At 30.3% G+C, this 14,935-nt stretch carries 19 protein-coding genes and 1 pseudogene; 17 read left to right on the top strand and 3 right to left on the bottom strand.

Translation table 11 applies throughout. The features are described from left to right. Nucleotides 1–136 precede the first annotated feature (136 nt). Entirely contained in the window at nucleotides 137–283 is a 147-nt protein-coding gene (locus tag B5E79_RS12270; protein ID WP_087298223.1) for a helix-turn-helix transcriptional regulator, read from the top strand. Beyond that, entirely contained in the window at nucleotides 258–638 is a 381-nt protein-coding gene (locus B5E79_RS12265) for a hypothetical protein (RefSeq protein ID WP_087244556.1), read from the top strand. The genes B5E79_RS12270 and B5E79_RS12265 overlap by 26 nt, the downstream gene beginning before the upstream one ends. Nucleotides 639–843: 205 nt before the next feature. On the opposite strand, the gene B5E79_RS12260 is transcribed toward B5E79_RS12265, so the two are convergent. Next, nucleotides 844–1,440: a TetR/AcrR family transcriptional regulator gene (locus tag B5E79_RS12260; protein WP_087246110.1), complete on the bottom strand. Its 597-nt coding sequence runs from the start codon at nucleotides 1,438–1,440 to the stop codon at nucleotides 844–846. A 135-nt stretch (nucleotides 1,441–1,575) separates the two neighbouring features. Between B5E79_RS12260 and B5E79_RS12255 the strand changes: the two genes are divergently transcribed. From B5E79_RS12255 to B5E79_RS13850, 3 genes and pseudogenes are all read left to right on the top strand, one after another. Then, nucleotides 1,576–3,504 carry an FAD-dependent oxidoreductase gene (locus B5E79_RS12255; protein WP_087246112.1) on the top strand — a complete coding sequence of 643 codons (1,929 nt, stop codon included), beginning with the start codon at nucleotides 1,576–1,578 and terminating at the stop codon, nucleotides 3,502–3,504. Nucleotides 3,505–4,145: 641 nt separating this feature from the next. Then, a complete protein-coding gene (locus B5E79_RS13510) occupies nucleotides 4,146–4,301 on the top strand; it encodes a hypothetical protein (RefSeq protein ID WP_158093966.1) in 156 nt (51 codons plus the stop codon). 44 nt (nucleotides 4,302–4,345) lie between these two features. After that, nucleotides 4,346–4,480: pseudogene (locus B5E79_RS13850) on the top strand (IS200/IS605 family transposase); the annotation flags it as partial. A 127-nt stretch (nucleotides 4,481–4,607) separates the two neighbouring features. Here the strand turns inward: B5E79_RS13850 and B5E79_RS12245 are convergent. Then, the gene (locus tag B5E79_RS12245) at nucleotides 4,608–5,345 is read right to left on the bottom strand and encodes a hypothetical protein (RefSeq protein ID WP_087298222.1); all 738 of its coding nucleotides are present in this window, start codon (nucleotides 5,343–5,345) and stop codon (nucleotides 4,608–4,610) included. 329 nt (nucleotides 5,346–5,674) lie between these two features. Between B5E79_RS12245 and B5E79_RS12235 the strand changes: the two genes are divergently transcribed. Beyond that, complete coding sequence (locus B5E79_RS12235; protein WP_087245941.1) at nucleotides 5,675–6,301, top strand: nuclease-related domain-containing protein; 627 nt, start codon at nucleotides 5,675–5,677, stop codon at nucleotides 6,299–6,301. Between the two features lie 313 nt (nucleotides 6,302–6,614). On the opposite strand, the gene B5E79_RS12230 is transcribed toward B5E79_RS12235, so the two are convergent. Beyond that, complete coding sequence (locus tag B5E79_RS12230; RefSeq protein WP_087298221.1) at nucleotides 6,615–7,019, bottom strand: hypothetical protein; 405 nt, start codon at nucleotides 7,017–7,019, stop codon at nucleotides 6,615–6,617. Nucleotides 7,020–7,555: 536 nt separating this feature from the next. Between B5E79_RS12230 and B5E79_RS12225 the strand changes: the two genes are divergently transcribed. The 11 genes from B5E79_RS12225 to B5E79_RS13715 form a co-directional block, all read left to right on the top strand. Beyond that, on the top strand, nucleotides 7,556–8,386 hold the full coding sequence (locus B5E79_RS12225; protein WP_087245945.1) for a hypothetical protein: 831 nt from the start codon (nucleotides 7,556–7,558) through the stop codon (nucleotides 8,384–8,386). A 10-nt stretch (nucleotides 8,387–8,396) separates the two neighbouring features. Beyond that, entirely contained in the window at nucleotides 8,397–8,939 is a 543-nt protein-coding gene (locus B5E79_RS12220) for a hypothetical protein (RefSeq protein WP_087298220.1), read from the top strand. Between the two features lie 218 nt (nucleotides 8,940–9,157). Continuing rightward, a complete protein-coding gene (locus tag B5E79_RS12215; protein ID WP_087298219.1) occupies nucleotides 9,158–9,841 on the top strand; it encodes a flavodoxin in 684 nt (227 codons plus the stop codon). Next, the gene (locus B5E79_RS12210; RefSeq protein ID WP_087298218.1) at nucleotides 9,842–10,486 is read left to right on the top strand and encodes a DUF4405 domain-containing protein; all 645 of its coding nucleotides are present in this window, start codon (nucleotides 9,842–9,844) and stop codon (nucleotides 10,484–10,486) included. 37 nt (nucleotides 10,487–10,523) lie between these two features. Beyond that, complete coding sequence (locus tag B5E79_RS12205) at nucleotides 10,524–10,871, top strand: MerR family transcriptional regulator (RefSeq protein ID WP_087298217.1); 348 nt, start codon at nucleotides 10,524–10,526, stop codon at nucleotides 10,869–10,871. Between the two features lie 109 nt (nucleotides 10,872–10,980). Next, on the top strand, nucleotides 10,981–11,478 hold the full coding sequence (locus B5E79_RS12200) for a cyclophilin-like fold protein (protein WP_087298216.1): 498 nt from the start codon (nucleotides 10,981–10,983) through the stop codon (nucleotides 11,476–11,478). A 73-nt stretch (nucleotides 11,479–11,551) separates the two neighbouring features. Beyond that, nucleotides 11,552–11,908 (top strand): cyclophilin-like fold protein, encoded by a 357-nt coding sequence (locus B5E79_RS12195; RefSeq protein WP_087298215.1) that lies wholly within the window; start codon nucleotides 11,552–11,554, stop codon nucleotides 11,906–11,908. 356 nt (nucleotides 11,909–12,264) lie between these two features. After that, nucleotides 12,265–13,248, top strand: coding sequence for an aldo/keto reductase (locus B5E79_RS12190; protein ID WP_087245963.1), 984 nt, complete (start codon nucleotides 12,265–12,267; stop codon nucleotides 13,246–13,248). A 73-nt stretch (nucleotides 13,249–13,321) separates the two neighbouring features. Then, nucleotides 13,322–14,191, top strand: a complete 870-nt coding sequence (locus B5E79_RS12185) for a LysR family transcriptional regulator (protein ID WP_087298214.1) — start codon at nucleotides 13,322–13,324, stop codon at nucleotides 14,189–14,191. 80 nt (nucleotides 14,192–14,271) lie between these two features. Next, a complete protein-coding gene (locus B5E79_RS13505; RefSeq protein ID WP_158095505.1) occupies nucleotides 14,272–14,421 on the top strand; it encodes a hypothetical protein in 150 nt (49 codons plus the stop codon). A gap of 95 nt (nucleotides 14,422–14,516) precedes the next feature. Further along, nucleotides 14,517–14,935: IS1 family transposase (locus B5E79_RS13715; RefSeq protein ID WP_206393205.1), on the top strand; the 419-nt coding region annotated here is incomplete at its 3' end.

Raw genomic sequence — 14,935 nt, 5'->3', positions numbered from 1 at the left:
TACCGACATGCTTTGGTCCCCGTCGGGTTATCCCCTAAAGGTAAGTCGGTTGCTTTACATCGCAATGCAGGAGCGATGATTTCAAAAGAAATATATATTAAGCGCAAGAACGTGCGCACAAAGAGGAGGAAATACAATGGAAATAGGACAACAAATCAAGAAATATCGTGATCAACTACATTTATCACAGGAACAGTTAGCTGATAAAATTTACGTCACACGACAGACAATTTCAAATTGGGAAAAGAGGCACAAATATGCCGGACATAAGTATTTTGATTAATTTGGCTGAGTTCTATAATGTGGGTATCCCTGAAATTATTGATGGAGAAAGGAAGGGTGAGAAAATGAATGAAGAAGTCAAAGAAACAGTATTAAAGTTATCGAATTATGCGGAAACAATAAATCAAAAAATAAAGATAAAATTATTTTGGTTAACGATTGCTGCTTTGTTAGGAATGATAGCGTTTTTAGTAATTGAAACATTAGGTTTGAATACACCAGACAGTTTATACGAATATATAGCAAGTGCAGGGCTGGGTTTGGACTTTGGTATGTTAATTGTGATTGCAATGTACTTGTCGGGTGTTCTTGGAAAGATAAAAGCAAGACGAATGAAGCTTAAGAATATTCACTAGATATAAAAGTTTGATAATTAAGATGCGGATTCATTTTTTTATCTTGAATATAAATGTTTATTTGTATATTTTTTAGCTCATTTATGATGAAATTATTGGTAATCATATGTTTATGATTAAAAAAAGAACAAGAAATGAATTGTCATAAAGCAATGATTTCGTGTTCTAGTATTGTTATGAGAAAATTATTTTATTTTCAAATTATTTATAAAAATTGGGAATGTAAACTTGCTAAAATACCTTCTGTGATAGTAATAGTGATGATTTGTAATATTTCTTCTTTTGATGTTTGTGGGCTTTCTAGATGCCACCATTTTATAGCAACTAAGATGTTTGAAGCAATAATTTTTGAAAAATAATTAGCAATTTTGATTTGAGAATCACTAATGTGATAATGATAAATAAGTTCGTTTAATAAATAATGACTATAGATTGTCAGCATTTCATCAAAAATATTTATGGGTAAATCATTATTGTATAACACTATAAAAATATCTTTATGTTTATTAAAATAATCTAATAATGAACTAAAATATGGTTTAAAATCATTCTCTTTTTTTAAATGAAGAGTAATAAATTGGCAATGAATATTTTTTTTAAATTGCTTGATGAGTTCTTCAACTATTTTATAAATTAAATCGTATTTGTCTTCATAATTTCTATAAAAAGTAGAACGATTGATTTGACATTCATTAATTAATAGTTTAATGGTAATGTCTTGGAATTTATAGCGTTCTAATAAATTGATAAAATGTGATTCAATATTTTCTTTTGTTTTGATGTTTCTTAAATCTTTACTCATTTTTTCCTCTCTAATGCAACATTCATTATGAAAAAGTTGCATATGCAACTTTTTTAAGTGATTTATCGCTTGTTAATTATTTATCATAATTATATCATTATTTATAGAAATAATAAAGATATAAGGAGATAAAGTATGAAAAACAAATATTACCCTCATCTATTTGAAAAAGGAAAAATTGGAAACGTTGTTATCAAAAATAGAATTGTACGTAATTCTATGGGAACGTACTTAGGTAATCCAGATGGTACAGTCACTGATAGACAAATTAAAGCTTATGCACAAGCTGCTGATGGTGGTGCTGGACTTATTTTTATGGATAATGCTGTACCTGTTCCTATGACATCTTGTGGTTTAAGAGCGGACAAAGATGAATTTATTGCTGGATTAACTTTGTTGGCAGAAACAGTCAAAGAACATGGAGCAACTCCTGGTCTACAATTGGCACATCCTGGTAGAGATGCAGCATTTGTAGGAAGTGCTGATGTTATTGGAGCATCACCAATTACTTTTGAACCATGGTATGAAATGGGATTTAAAATGCCTAGAGCTTTAACTATTGAAGAAATTCATGATTTAGTAGAGAAATTTGGAGATGCTGCTTTAAGAGCAAAAAAAGCTGGGTTTGAAGTCCTTGAAATTCATGGGGCTGCTGGATGTATTCCTACAAATTTCTTATCACCTCATGATAACAAACGTACTGATATGTATGGTGGATCACTGCATAATCGTATGAGATTATTGATAGAGATTGTCAGAAATATGAAACAGAAATGTGGAGCTGATTTTCCTATTGGTGTTAAATTAAGTACTGAAGATTGGGAACCAGAAGGAATTCGTATAGAGGAAACAATTGAAGTTGCGAAAGCATTAGAAAAAGAAGGTGTATCTCATTTAAATATGATGGGTGGGACACATGCAACTGCATCTCGACAATTCTTATTGCCAAATGCTTTTAATGCTGAACATACAAGAATGATTAAAGATGCTGTTCATATTCCTGTATTTATTGGACACAATATTTTCTCTCCTGAAGAGGCAGAAAAAATGCTGGCTGAAGGAAATGGTGATTTTGTGGCTTTAGGACGTTCTCAATTGGCTGACCCAGCATGGGCTAAAAAAGCGAAAGAGGGGAAAGCAAGAGATATTAAACCATGTATCAATTGTATGATCGGTTGTATTGATAAAGGAATGTTAGGTCATACACCAATCCATTGTACAGTGAATCCAACTTTATACAGATTTGAATGCAAACCTATTGTTGAAGCTGAAGTTAAGAAAAATGTAGCAATTGTAGGTGCTGGTCCAGCAGGATGTGAAGCAGCATTGACGGCATCTTTACGAGGACATAAAGTCACTATTTTTGAAAAGAGAAGTTTTGGTGGTGCTATGATAGAAGCAAGTAAACCAGACAATAAGGCAAATATCAAACGTTTGATTAATTATTATGAAGACCATATTACTCATGATCCTAATATTACTTTAGTTAAAAAAGAAGCAAATTATGATATGCTTGTTCAAGGTGGCTATGATGCTGTTATTATTGCCATAGGAGGTAAAACAAGAATTTTAGATGTTCCAGGTAGTGATAAGTCATCAGTTGTTTATGCAAATGACTATTTAAATGGTTCTCGAGTTGTTGATGGAAAAAATGTCGTTATTATTGGTGGAGGTATTACAGGAGCTGAAACAGCACTAGAATTAGATAATGATGGAAAAAATGTAACCATTGTAGAAATGGCAGATACTTTCTTAGCTAATTCTGGTTCATCTTGTCAAGCTTATAATATTGCCATTGCTCAATCAAATATAAAAATTATGACTGGTAAACGTTTGGTTGCTGTAGAAGATAATGGGGTAGTTTTAATTGACAGATGGGGTAACGAAAATACTGTTGATGCTGATAATGTTGTTATTGCAGCAGGATTTACTCCTCAGTATGATCTTGCAAATCAATTAGAAGAAAATACAGAAATGGAAGTTTATAATATAGGGGATAGCAAGAAAGTTCGTCAAATTTACGATGCTATTCATGAAGGATTTATAGCAGCCAGACAAATCTAATATTTGCTCTGTTATATTATCATATTTTGTTGAATCTATTCTTTTTATCCTTCCCAAAATGAATAGATGATAAAAATGAATGTCATAAAAATGATGTTCATTTTTTATATGTGTGCCGGGCAGGGCATGAATTCAGTTGGAGATAAACCAACCACGGGTATTTACCGCCAAGTGTAGTGAACCACAAGCCGTTGACAGTGATGTCATGGGTGAAGGAAGTGGTGTAGCGATTCTTTCGAGCGTACGAACAGAAACCTGATATAAGGCTAAATGGTGGATAAGGTTGCATAACAAATCGAAGTCCAAAAGGTAAACGTAAAACCAAGACAGTAAATCAGGACGTTGTGAAAGAAAGAGGGTTCATGAATTACCCCGGGAGGTCTTATGGACGAGGAAGTCTAGTAAACTTTAAAATCAGTGATAGTACCCTCGGTCGAAAAAGGTTTGCCATAAGAAGTCAGATGAAGTCATAGTAGGTAGAGATACTGAAGGACTGAAACGTTTATAGAGTGCAAATCACTATAAGCAATGTCTGGACAGTCCGAATATGAGGATAGCCTAGAACTATGGAGCGCAACCATAGATGGTAAAGGTAATTGGGATGGTTCCGGATAGATTTACAAATAGAGGAGGAGCAGCAAATGAAATTAATGGAAAAGATTTTAAGTCAGGAGAACTTGAAGATAGCTATCAAAAAGGTCAAGAAGAACAAAGTGTTGAATGCCAAATTAAATAAAAAGAAAAATAAAGAAAATAGTCAAAATAAAAGAAAAAGTCTTATCAAAGTGAATGAATAAGAAATAATCACTTTAAATGATAAGACTATTTTAGTATGATAATAGTTGGAAAGAATGAAAAAGTAATCAAGGAATATATTCAAAATCAATTGCAGGAAGATAAGCTATATGATCAAATGAGTATGAGAGAATTCATAGACCCGTTCACGGGTGAGCCAGTAAAAGGAGGCAAAAAATAAAAGCCCTTAAAGGGCTAGCCAGAAAAGGCGTTGCGGCTGTCAGGCTTCAGAGTGTGAAACACAGCGCAACAGAATGCCCTTCTAGGGCGCGTACATACCACGTCTTTTAGGCGTGGTTATGATACGTTTAGCTTTTTTTGAATAAATAAATTATAAGCAAAAGGATTGATAGAAAAAGTGTTATGGTAGATATTTCACAGTACAGTTTATATTGGTTTATTTTCTTTTGAATGTTTGTTTGGTATATCTTAAAATCATATTCAAATAGTTTTCTTCCCACTTGAATGTCATTTTTATTATAATTTTGTGGTTCATATAACCCTTTTTCCTCATAAATGTTTTCTTTTGTTAATGGGAAAATTAAAGTAGAGTAAATTGTAAATGTATAAGAAGTATTATTTTGGTTTTTATTTGATTCAATATAACTGGTAAAATTGTAATTTCTTTTTGCTATGTTTTTATCTAAAGCATTTTCAAAATCTTGTTGCAGTTTTTCAAATTCATCTTGATTTTCTTGGGAATATTTTCCGCTAATTGAAAATTGTGCATAAGTGTTTGCATCATGCAATGAATAATGTAATGCAGATGTTTTTAAATAAATCGTGTCTTCATAATAAATATGAGGATATTGAAATATATCACAATCACGAAATAAAATAAGCAAATCTTTTTCATTATTTTGACTTCTTTGAAACTTAGCTTCATCTAATCCCCTGGCATATCCTTTTATTTGAGTGGAATGAAAAAAAGAATCATCATCTTTATTCTCAACGTATAAATCTAATCTCCAAGAACAAAACCAAAGAAACAGGAGACTTAATATTGATGATAGACCTAATAGAGAAATGATGATTTTTTTTAACATAAATACTCCTTTAATAATCTATAAGATTTTTTGATGTATTTTAGTTGTTTTAATATAAAAAAGCATGATGAATTTTGATAGTATTTTCCCGTTTCATAACACATTAATTCTTCATTGAGCATTGCGTGATTAAATGACATATATCCATCTTTCCTTTCTAAATATATTGCTTTCAAATATATCACTCCAGCGGTATACCACTATTACTAGTATTTTATCATGTTTATACATTTAAGACAAAATTTAAGAATAATAATTAAACTAGATTCTGTATTTACTGAGCAAAAGTTTTTTTATATAATTATGATGTTGAAAAGAGAGGGATAGAAATGGATAACAAATCAAAAATTAAATATCTAAAATTTGGAGTGGTTATAGGCTATGTTTGTGTAACAATATTTGTTATATATTTTTTATATAGTTTTATTGCTGGACGTGTCACTGCTCCTTTAGGCAGCGATGAGTGGTATGTTCAATTTGAAAAATCAAGCCAATTAAAGTCAAATCTTCCTATTGCTTTTATATTCATGGTTATTGGTTCAGCTTTAATATATTTTTGTCAAAGACCATATCAAAGATTAAAAAGTGGTATTCAAGGAGAGGCAAGAACACAGAATGTATTAGAAAACCTACCTTCAAACTATACTATTCTATCTAATATTCCTATTGAATATGAAGGTCAGAGAAGTGAGATAGACAATCTTATTTTAAGCAACAAAGGGATTGTTATTGTTGAAACGAAGAATTATAAAGGCAATATTCAAGGTAATGAAGATGATAGGGAATGGAAAATCACTAAAACATCAGGAAAAGGAAACCATTATCAAGATTCTATAAAAAACCCTATCAAACAGGTAAAAAGACAAACATATATACTGTCACAGATTTTAAAACAAAATCAGATTCATTGTTGGATTGATGGATATGTATTCATACATCAAGCACATGTTTTGTAAATTCTGATGTTGTTTTTACTCATTCTGGTAATTTGATTCAGACAATTCTATCTTCAGGAAAAGAAAATACTTTAAGTGAAGAGGATATGGAAAGAATTAAGAAAGTATTAGGCCAATAAAAAATACCAACCGAAGAAGGGTTGGTGTTTTAATTATAATATGAATCCAAAAAAATCTGTAAATGAAGTAAATATTTTAAAAATTTCTCGTTTTCCATACTATTCAATCAGAAGTTTTATTAAAAGTTCGATTTGTCTCATTTTTTAGGGATTTTTTTATGACGGTGAAAGTTATAACAATAACAACTATTTCATTATTTCTTTTCCCAAATCATAGTTTCTTTATCTTCTGATTCATAACCACAAGTTTCCCAGAATTCATATGCATCTTTGTCTGAAGGATTTAAGTTAATTGAATTAAAATATTTGTTAATCAAATTGATTCCGTTTTGCTGAATATCTGAGATGATGGATTGTCCAATTCTTTGTCTTTGCTTAGACTTAACAACTTCAAATTCATAAATTGTAAGTGATTCTCCTTCTAATGCTAAAGAAATGAAAGCTATTGGAATATTGGGTTCAGATTCCCTATAATAATAAAGTGTATACGTATCGATTCCATACAAACATCCATATGGAAATTGACTAATCTCGCCACGTTTTTTATATTCTTTTAGAAGTTTATCGTCACATTGTTTATATTTGATATCCGTCTTCATACTTACTCCTCCTCTTTGTTATATAAATACAGTATTTTGAGATGGCTCCCATAGGTTATTTGGGTTATTATTCCCGAATAGGTAAAGCCTTTATATTGTTTTCTGATTTTATTATTACTATCATTCTTGAACATTGTCAACAATCTATCCCAATATCCTATACCAGCTATTATAGTAAAAATAAGAAAAAACAAACATCATCAATCTATGTCGAAATATCCAAAACAAATTTATGCATTTCACAAATTTTGCATTGAGAAAAGTTTGCGTTTATGGTATAATACATGTGTAATAAAAAATTATACATATCATATGAAATAGTCTTTTTTTACACTGCTATATGATTATTCTCATGTAAAAACACCGGAAGTCGAAGACATCTGCACCACCTCAATTGCATAAAGTGCAGTTAATTGCAAATAATCATTATAAGTAGTTAAAGAATATAATATCGATTTTGTATGATAAAAGTGTAGAAAACATAATACTGAAATAAAATGATATAGATATAAAATATATATTTGGGGTAAGGATATGTGAAAAGAGAAGATATCAGCAATCTTCATGGTAAGGAATATGATAAAGCTGTAAAAAGATTAAAAAGAAAGACGACTGTTAAGAAGATATTATCTGATATTGTAGGAGTTGTCTTATTTTTTGGAATTATTTTTGGTGGATATAAATTATGGTCTGATTATAAATCAGGAAATGCTTATAATGATGATTCATACAAAATAGAAACAAAAAGAGATAGTAGTTATAATGGTATATATAGTTTAACAAAACTAGATGAAAATGGTAATAACACTTGGGATGGACTTATGCTTTATGTTGAAAACGATAAAGTTGTAAGTTGTGCTAATTATGACTTTTATACTTTTGATGATTTAAGTGAAATGAACGGTGGAAAGAAAGTTGATGAGTCATATTTTGAAATGGGCGATCAAGATATATCTGAATTTGGTGATAAAGTTAATTCGATTAAAATTCCTAAATCTAAAAATTTTAGTTACATAAAGAATGGTTTTTCAGTATCTGGTGGAATTACTTATTTGGGTAATGGCGGAATTCCTGTTGTAAAAGGAGCTTTTCTATGTACAGATAAAATCGATTTTGATAAAGTTACAGATACAAGTACAGATTACGATTATATGAAATCATGTGATATTGTTTCTGGATATGATGAAGATAGTCAGGAAGTATGGTTAAGCAAATTATTGTCTAATGAGAAATCAATTTATCATGATGGTTATAAGTTAATTCATTATAGCGGATATGATGATTTAAATAAGAATTGTAAATTAGACAACGGAAGTTGTATTGAAGGATTAAATAAAGATTTAGGTACTAATTTATCTGAGTGGTAGGAGGTATAGAATGAAAAAAATATTTTATATAGTAGGATTAATAATGTGCATTGCTTTAGTAGGTTGTTCTAATAATTCGTCAGAAAATATAGATAATGAAACACAAAATAATACTGAAAGTGTAACATATGTTATGACAGAAGAGTCTGAAGATATTGATAGTGAAACAAATGAGTGGTTTGATATAACAAATAAATATCAATTAAGTATTATTTTTATTAATGATAGTGTACATGAAGTACAGATGAAATCAGAATATGATTATTCTAAAGCCTCAACGACTTATGTAAATGAATTGTATGAGGATAATAAAGCTACACTAGTAGATGAATATAATAAAAATTCAGGAGTTGAAATGAGTATTTCTAAAAATGATAAAAATATTATATTAGAATCAGCATACGAATTACAAGAAATTGATAATGCTACAATAAAAGATTATATTCATATTAATTGTGGATTAGACCCAGAAAAATATAATGATGACGGAACATATCCATTAAGCGATTTAGAAAAAGCTTTAGAGGAAAAAGGGTTTACTAAAGAATCTTAATACTTTGCAATAAAAGCCTAGATGAGAGTTGATAATTTTCAACTCTTTTTATTTTTGGAATTTTTTGTAATGAGTAAAATATCTTTATTTGAGGTATGGATACGATTAGAGAGTCTACACTTACAAATGCTTTATAAGCATGGCTCAATATGATTGATAAGTATTAGACATATGGTTGTTTGTTAGATAAGATGTAGTTAGAAAGGAAGTGGAAGGATATGAAAAAAATTAAATGCCTTTTATTCGTATTTTGTGTATGTCTATTAAGTGCATGTCAAAGCAATGACAATGTATCAAAGGTTAATGAACAACAGAGTGTTTCTGTACCTAACGAAACGATAAGTTCAGATGGAAAAATATTGATTGCTTATTTTACATGGGCAGATAATACACATGTGGATGATCCATCAAGTGTAGATGTTGATGCTTCGACATCAGCCAGTGTTTTAGCACCAGGTAATACAGAAAAAGTCGCACATTTTATTCAGGAGCAAGTAGGTGGAGATATGTTTTCTATTATTGTAGATGAACCTTATTCCAGTGACTATGATGAATGTTTAGATCGTGCTTCAGACGAACCTGCACAACAGGCAAGACCTATAATTGTAGATACAGTAGAAAATATGGATGAATATGATGTTATATTTTTAGGTTATCCGAATTGGTGGTCTTCATGTCCAATGGCCATTTTCTCATTTATCGAAAGTTATGATTTATCCAACAAAACAATAATTCCATTTTGTGCACATGGGACAGGTGGACTGGGAAGAAGTATTGAAGACTTACAGGATGCTTTACCTCATAGTACACTGCTAGATGCATTTGGTGTTTATCGCCCTGATACAGATAGCTGTCAAGATGATGTCAATCAATGGTTATCAGATATAGGAATGGTTGATTAGATGAAAAAGAATAAAATCATTTTAGATATCATCATGACAATATTATTGATTGTTGTGATGGGGTATCATCTATGGTCAAATTTTGTACATGAATGGCTTGGAGTCATCTTATGTCTGTTATTTATATGGCATCATATTTGGAATAGAAAATGGTATACAACATTGTTTAAAGGAAGATATACACCAGTAAGAATCTTTCAAACCATCATCAATACATGTTTATTCATTGCTATGATATGTACAGCTGTAAGTGGCTTTATGATTTCAAGAGATGTCCTAAGCTTTATAGATCTAGGAGGAACATCTTTAGGAAGAACAGTGCATCTGGTTTCTTCATCATGGCTATATATTGTGATGTCTATTCATATTGGATTCCATTTCAATGCGATGATAGCAAAATTGAAAAGAAGTTCGTTATATATAAGACATCATCAAATATTCCATATAGTTATGATAGCCGTTCTCGTTTGTGGTTTGTTTGTCTTTTATCAAAGAAGAATGTGGCAAGATATGTTCTTTATGACTGAATTTAAGTTCTTTGATTTTTCAGAATTGAAACTTCGTTTTTACTTGGATTATTTATTGATTATGGTGACATTTTCATTGATAGGAAACCAATTATTAAAACGAATAGCAGTTAAGTAAAATATGTAGAAATACTTATTGATAAGGTGGTGAAACAATGAATATCAATGAAATCAGTTTAACATATAATGTTCCCGTTGACTGTATTCAGGATTTTGAAAATCAAGGTTTTTTTGATGAAGTCAAGCAAATAAATGGAAAAAAGATATATGAAGAAAAAGACATACAAAAGCTTAGTTTTCTTATGACTTTAAAAAATGTAGGAATGAGTATACAGGATATGAAAAAGTATATTCAATATATAAGTGAAGGTGATAGTACCCTATCACAAAGAATAGATATGCTGACAAGATATCGACAGGTTTTATTGGAAAAAGCGCATACTTGTTATAAATCTATTGATATATTGGATTATTTTATTTATCTAATGAAAACTAAGCAATAAATATATCATATTGAAATTTATGTTGGATTTAAAGTTCTTATTAACAAATGAATGATATCATTCTGTTTTTAATTAAGATGATTTAAAGTTGAAATATGGGAGAGTTAGTATGAAAAATATTATCAAAATAATTTTATCCTTAGTGATGTGTTTTTCTCTATGGGGTTGTCAAAATCAGACAGAACCAAATCGTACGAGTACGACACAAACTCAGGATCATCAGGAAACTGTTGAACAAGATGTGACATCAAAAGAGTCTAAAAAAATCAGTGTCACTTCGAATGGACAAATCACTATTTTTGAATTAAACGATAGCCAAGCAGCAAATTCATTGTATGAACAATTACCCCTTACTATTGAAGTAGAAAATTATAGTGATAATGAAAAAATATTTTATCCACCTGTTGATTTAACAATGACAGATGCAGTGAGTGCTAATGCTGTGACAGGAACATTAGCCTATTATGAACCATGGACAAATGTAGTCATGTTTTATGAAGATTTTGGCAGTGCCAGTGGTCTTTATGAACTAGGACAAGCTATTTCAGGAAGTGAATATATTGAAGATATGTCAGGGACAATAGAAATTGAAGCATATCTTGAATAAATATATCATGAAATGATTTTGGATGAAAATAATAGAATGATATCGAATGAAAAGTAAAAAGGAGCAGATAATTATGATGATTCAGATTGGTGAAAAAACTTTAAAGGCATCATTGGTTGATAATTCTTCTACAAAAGCATTAAAAGAAAAGCTTCAAAATGGTCCCATCACAATTGAAATGGAAGATTATGCAAGTATGGAAAAAGTAGGTGATTTGGGATTCCATTTACCAACCAATGATCAAAGCATAACAACTGAAGCTTGTGATTTGATTTTGTATTTAGGACATATGTTTGTTATTTATTATCGTCCTAATACATGGAATTTTACTCAATTAGGCAAAATACAGGGAATTTCTAAAAGTGAATTGATGGAAATTCTTGGTCAAGGAAATGTCACTGTGACATTATCACTTGATGAAGAGAATTGATAGAAGGGATTAAATGATTTTTTAATCCTTTTCGTCTATATTTATATTTCATGAAAGATGTCATAGATTGATAGTAAAGAATAGAATAACAGTGCAACAGGATTTTAGAAAGAATTTAAGTAGACATTTTATAAAAAATGTCAATATATAGACTTTATAAAATCTTTGTAAATTGTTTTTTTATGTAAGAAGGAATAATATAATAGATGTCAAGATAGCCATGATATATATAAATATATCCAATTAATTATTGTCTTATATAAATGAAGAATGAAAAGATTTTGATGACTGTAATTATGAATGGATGACACTATACATGGAAAGATAAAAACATTGCTTTGAAGGAGGTCAAATATATGAAATATACAATGTTAGGAAATAGTGATTTAAAAGTATCAAAAGTATGTTTGGGATGTATGGGATTTGGTGATGCAACAAAGGGAATGCATTCTTGGACTTTGCCAGAAGATAAATCTAGAGAAATTATAAAGTATGCGCTAGATAATGGTATTAACTTTTTTGATACAGCGATGGCTTATCAGGGAGGAACAAGTGAAGAATTTTTAGGTAGAGCAATCAAAGATTTTGCAAGAAGAGAAGATGTTGTGATTGCAACTAAATTTTCAGCAAGAACACCTGAAGAAATTGCAAATGGTATTTCTGGAAAGCAACATGTCAGAAATTGTTTAGAAGCCAGTTTAAAACGTTTGAACATGGATTATGTTGATTTATATATTTGTCATTCTTGGGACGATCATACACCTATTGAAGATATATTAGAAGGATTACATGAATTGATTCAAGAAGGAAAAGTAAGATATATCGGTATTTCAAACTGTTTTGCTTACCAGCTTGCGAAAGCGAATGCTATTGCTCGTGCGAAAGGTTATGAAGAATTTATTTCCATTCAAGGACATTATAATTTGATCTTTAGAGAAGAAGAACGTGAAATGGCTAAACTTTGTAAAGAAGATAACATTGCTATGACACCATATAGTGCTTTGGCATCAGGAAGATTAGCTAAACATCCAGGAGAACAATCAAAAAGAATGCAGGAAGATAGCTATGCCAAAGGCAAATATGATGCTACAGAAAAACAAGATAGAATCATTATTGATAGAGTTATGGAATTAGCCGAAAAACATAATGTGTCAATGACTGAAATTTCATTATCATGGTTAATGTCAAAAGTGGCTTCACCTATTGTTGGCGCAACAAAACTTCATCATATTGATGGAGCTGTGAAAGCAACTGAATTAGAACTAACAGATGAAGAAAAAGCCTATTTGGAAGAACCATATCAACCTCATCGTTTAGTAGGAATGATGGCTCAAAAATAATAGATTTAAGGTGATCATAAACAAGAAGTATAAGCTTCTTGTTTATTGTTTTTATAGAAGGAGGGATATCAACATGGAACTAAGAGTATTAAAATATTTTTTAATGGTTACCAGGGAAGAAAATATAACAAAGGCTGCAGAATTGCTTCATATTACACAGCCCACTTTATCAAGACAATTAATTCAATTAGAAGATGAATTAGGGGTTCAATTATTTGAAAGAAAACAGCATAGCATTGAACTCACAAGTGAAGGTATGCTTTTTAGACAAAGAGCACAAGAGATGATACAAATTGAAGAAAAAATAAAAGAAGATTTTAATCATGATGCCCTGCATATCACAGGTTTAATAACGATTGGCTGTGGAGAAGCTTTAGGAGTGAAATATTTATCTCAAATAGTAAGTCGTTTCTCAAAAGATAATCCTTTGGTTAAATTTGAAATTATTACAGCTAATTCTGATACGATTAAAAATAATCTTGATAAAGGCATTGTGGATTTAGGTTTATTAGTAGAACCAGTAGATATAACGAAATATAATTTTAAAAAAATGGCACAAAAAGAACAATGGGGAATTTTAACAAAAAGTGATTCTTCCCTCGCAAAGAAATCATTGATTAAACCACAAGATTTAATCAATGAAAGATTATTAATGTCTAATCGTACAATGGTTATCAATGAAATAGAAAATTGGTTTGGAAAGTATTATCAAAATCTAAATATTGCAGCATATTATAATTTGGGTTATAACTTGGTTCATTTTATTAAAAATGATTTAGGAATTGCTTTTTGTTTAGAGAGTATTGATGAAATACGTGATTTAACGTTTGTTCCATTAGAACCAAAACTTGAAAGTCGATCAGTTATGGTCTGGAAAAAAGATTTCATTTTATCACCAGCAATGAAAAAATTTATTCAATATATCAATGATCATCACATATAAAAGGTTTCTCATGAAAATTGATAGAGGATTTGTTATAATGATGTATATCAGGAAAGTGGAAGTTGGGAGGGAAAAATCAATTGAAAATAGTTCAAGTTGAAGAACGCAACTCTGTATTGATTCAAGAGCTAGTTGATGTATGGGAAAGTTCTGTTCAAGCAACGCATTTATTTTTATTAAATCCTTATTTGCACAGTGAGCCTGTAAATAGTATAATAGATGTGCGATAAAAGCACTAACAATTATGCTTAGGCGAGCAGCTGTGCAATTGTGATGTGGAAGTCCTCTGCACAACTGTTCGCTTAAGCAGAGAGGACTTCCACATATGACAACTCAATACAAGAATCATTCTAGAAAGAGGACTCCATGGGACTGCAATACTAGCTTATCTCCTATGGAGACTTTTATCAAATCCAAATATCTAGATTCCTATGATTATAAGCATCCTTTTATTAAAGAAACAATGGAGGCTGATTTGCTTAATTCCTATGAAGTGACATGTTGCAAAAGATGTGCCTCCACTGATTTTAAGAAAAAAGGCTTTACCAAAAATGGTATTCAAAGATATTATTGCAACATCTGTAAGAGATATTTTAATGTCCTTACAGGAACTATGTTTGATAATCACAAGATTGCAATATCCGAATGGATTGAATTCTGTTTGGGTATTTTCAGATATGAGAGTATCAATTTAACTTCCAAGAACAACAAAAACAGCTTTACAACATCAAAATATTGGCTATA

The organism is Massilimicrobiota sp. An134 (assembly GCF_002160815.1).
GTDB lineage: Bacteria > Bacillota_I > Bacilli_A > Erysipelotrichales > Coprobacillaceae > Allocoprobacillus > Allocoprobacillus merdigallinarum.
This window is presented reverse-complemented; position numbering and strand designations above follow the sequence as displayed.

Coding starts and splice junctions, on each gene's coding strand:
- B5E79_RS12270 (WP_087298223.1), top strand. CDS start 137: ATGGAAATAGGACAACAAATCAAGAAATATCGTGATCAACTACATTTA.
- B5E79_RS12265 (WP_087244556.1), top strand. CDS start 258: ATGCCGGACATAAGTATTTTGATTAATTTGGCTGAGTTCTATAATGTG.
- B5E79_RS12260 (WP_087246110.1), bottom strand. CDS start 1,440: ATGAGTAAAGATTTAAGAAACATCAAAACAAAAGAAAATATTGAATCA.
- B5E79_RS12255 (WP_087246112.1), top strand. CDS start 1,576: ATGAAAAACAAATATTACCCTCATCTATTTGAAAAAGGAAAAATTGGA.
- B5E79_RS13510 (WP_158093966.1), top strand. CDS start 4,146: ATGAAATTAATGGAAAAGATTTTAAGTCAGGAGAACTTGAAGATAGCT.
- B5E79_RS12245 (WP_087298222.1), bottom strand. CDS start 5,345: ATGTTAAAAAAAATCATCATTTCTCTATTAGGTCTATCATCAATATTA.
- B5E79_RS12235 (WP_087245941.1), top strand. CDS start 5,675: ATGGATAACAAATCAAAAATTAAATATCTAAAATTTGGAGTGGTTATA.
- B5E79_RS12230 (WP_087298221.1), bottom strand. CDS start 7,019: ATGAAGACGGATATCAAATATAAACAATGTGACGATAAACTTCTAAAA.
- B5E79_RS12220 (WP_087298220.1), top strand. CDS start 8,397: ATGAAAAAAATATTTTATATAGTAGGATTAATAATGTGCATTGCTTTA.
- B5E79_RS12215 (WP_087298219.1), top strand. CDS start 9,158: ATGAAAAAAATTAAATGCCTTTTATTCGTATTTTGTGTATGTCTATTA.
- B5E79_RS12210 (WP_087298218.1), top strand. CDS start 9,842: ATGAAAAAGAATAAAATCATTTTAGATATCATCATGACAATATTATTG.
- B5E79_RS12205 (WP_087298217.1), top strand. CDS start 10,524: ATGAATATCAATGAAATCAGTTTAACATATAATGTTCCCGTTGACTGT.
- B5E79_RS12200 (WP_087298216.1), top strand. CDS start 10,981: ATGAAAAATATTATCAAAATAATTTTATCCTTAGTGATGTGTTTTTCT.
- B5E79_RS12195 (WP_087298215.1), top strand. CDS start 11,552: ATGATGATTCAGATTGGTGAAAAAACTTTAAAGGCATCATTGGTTGAT.
- B5E79_RS12190 (WP_087245963.1), top strand. CDS start 12,265: ATGAAATATACAATGTTAGGAAATAGTGATTTAAAAGTATCAAAAGTA.
- B5E79_RS12185 (WP_087298214.1), top strand. CDS start 13,322: ATGGAACTAAGAGTATTAAAATATTTTTTAATGGTTACCAGGGAAGAA.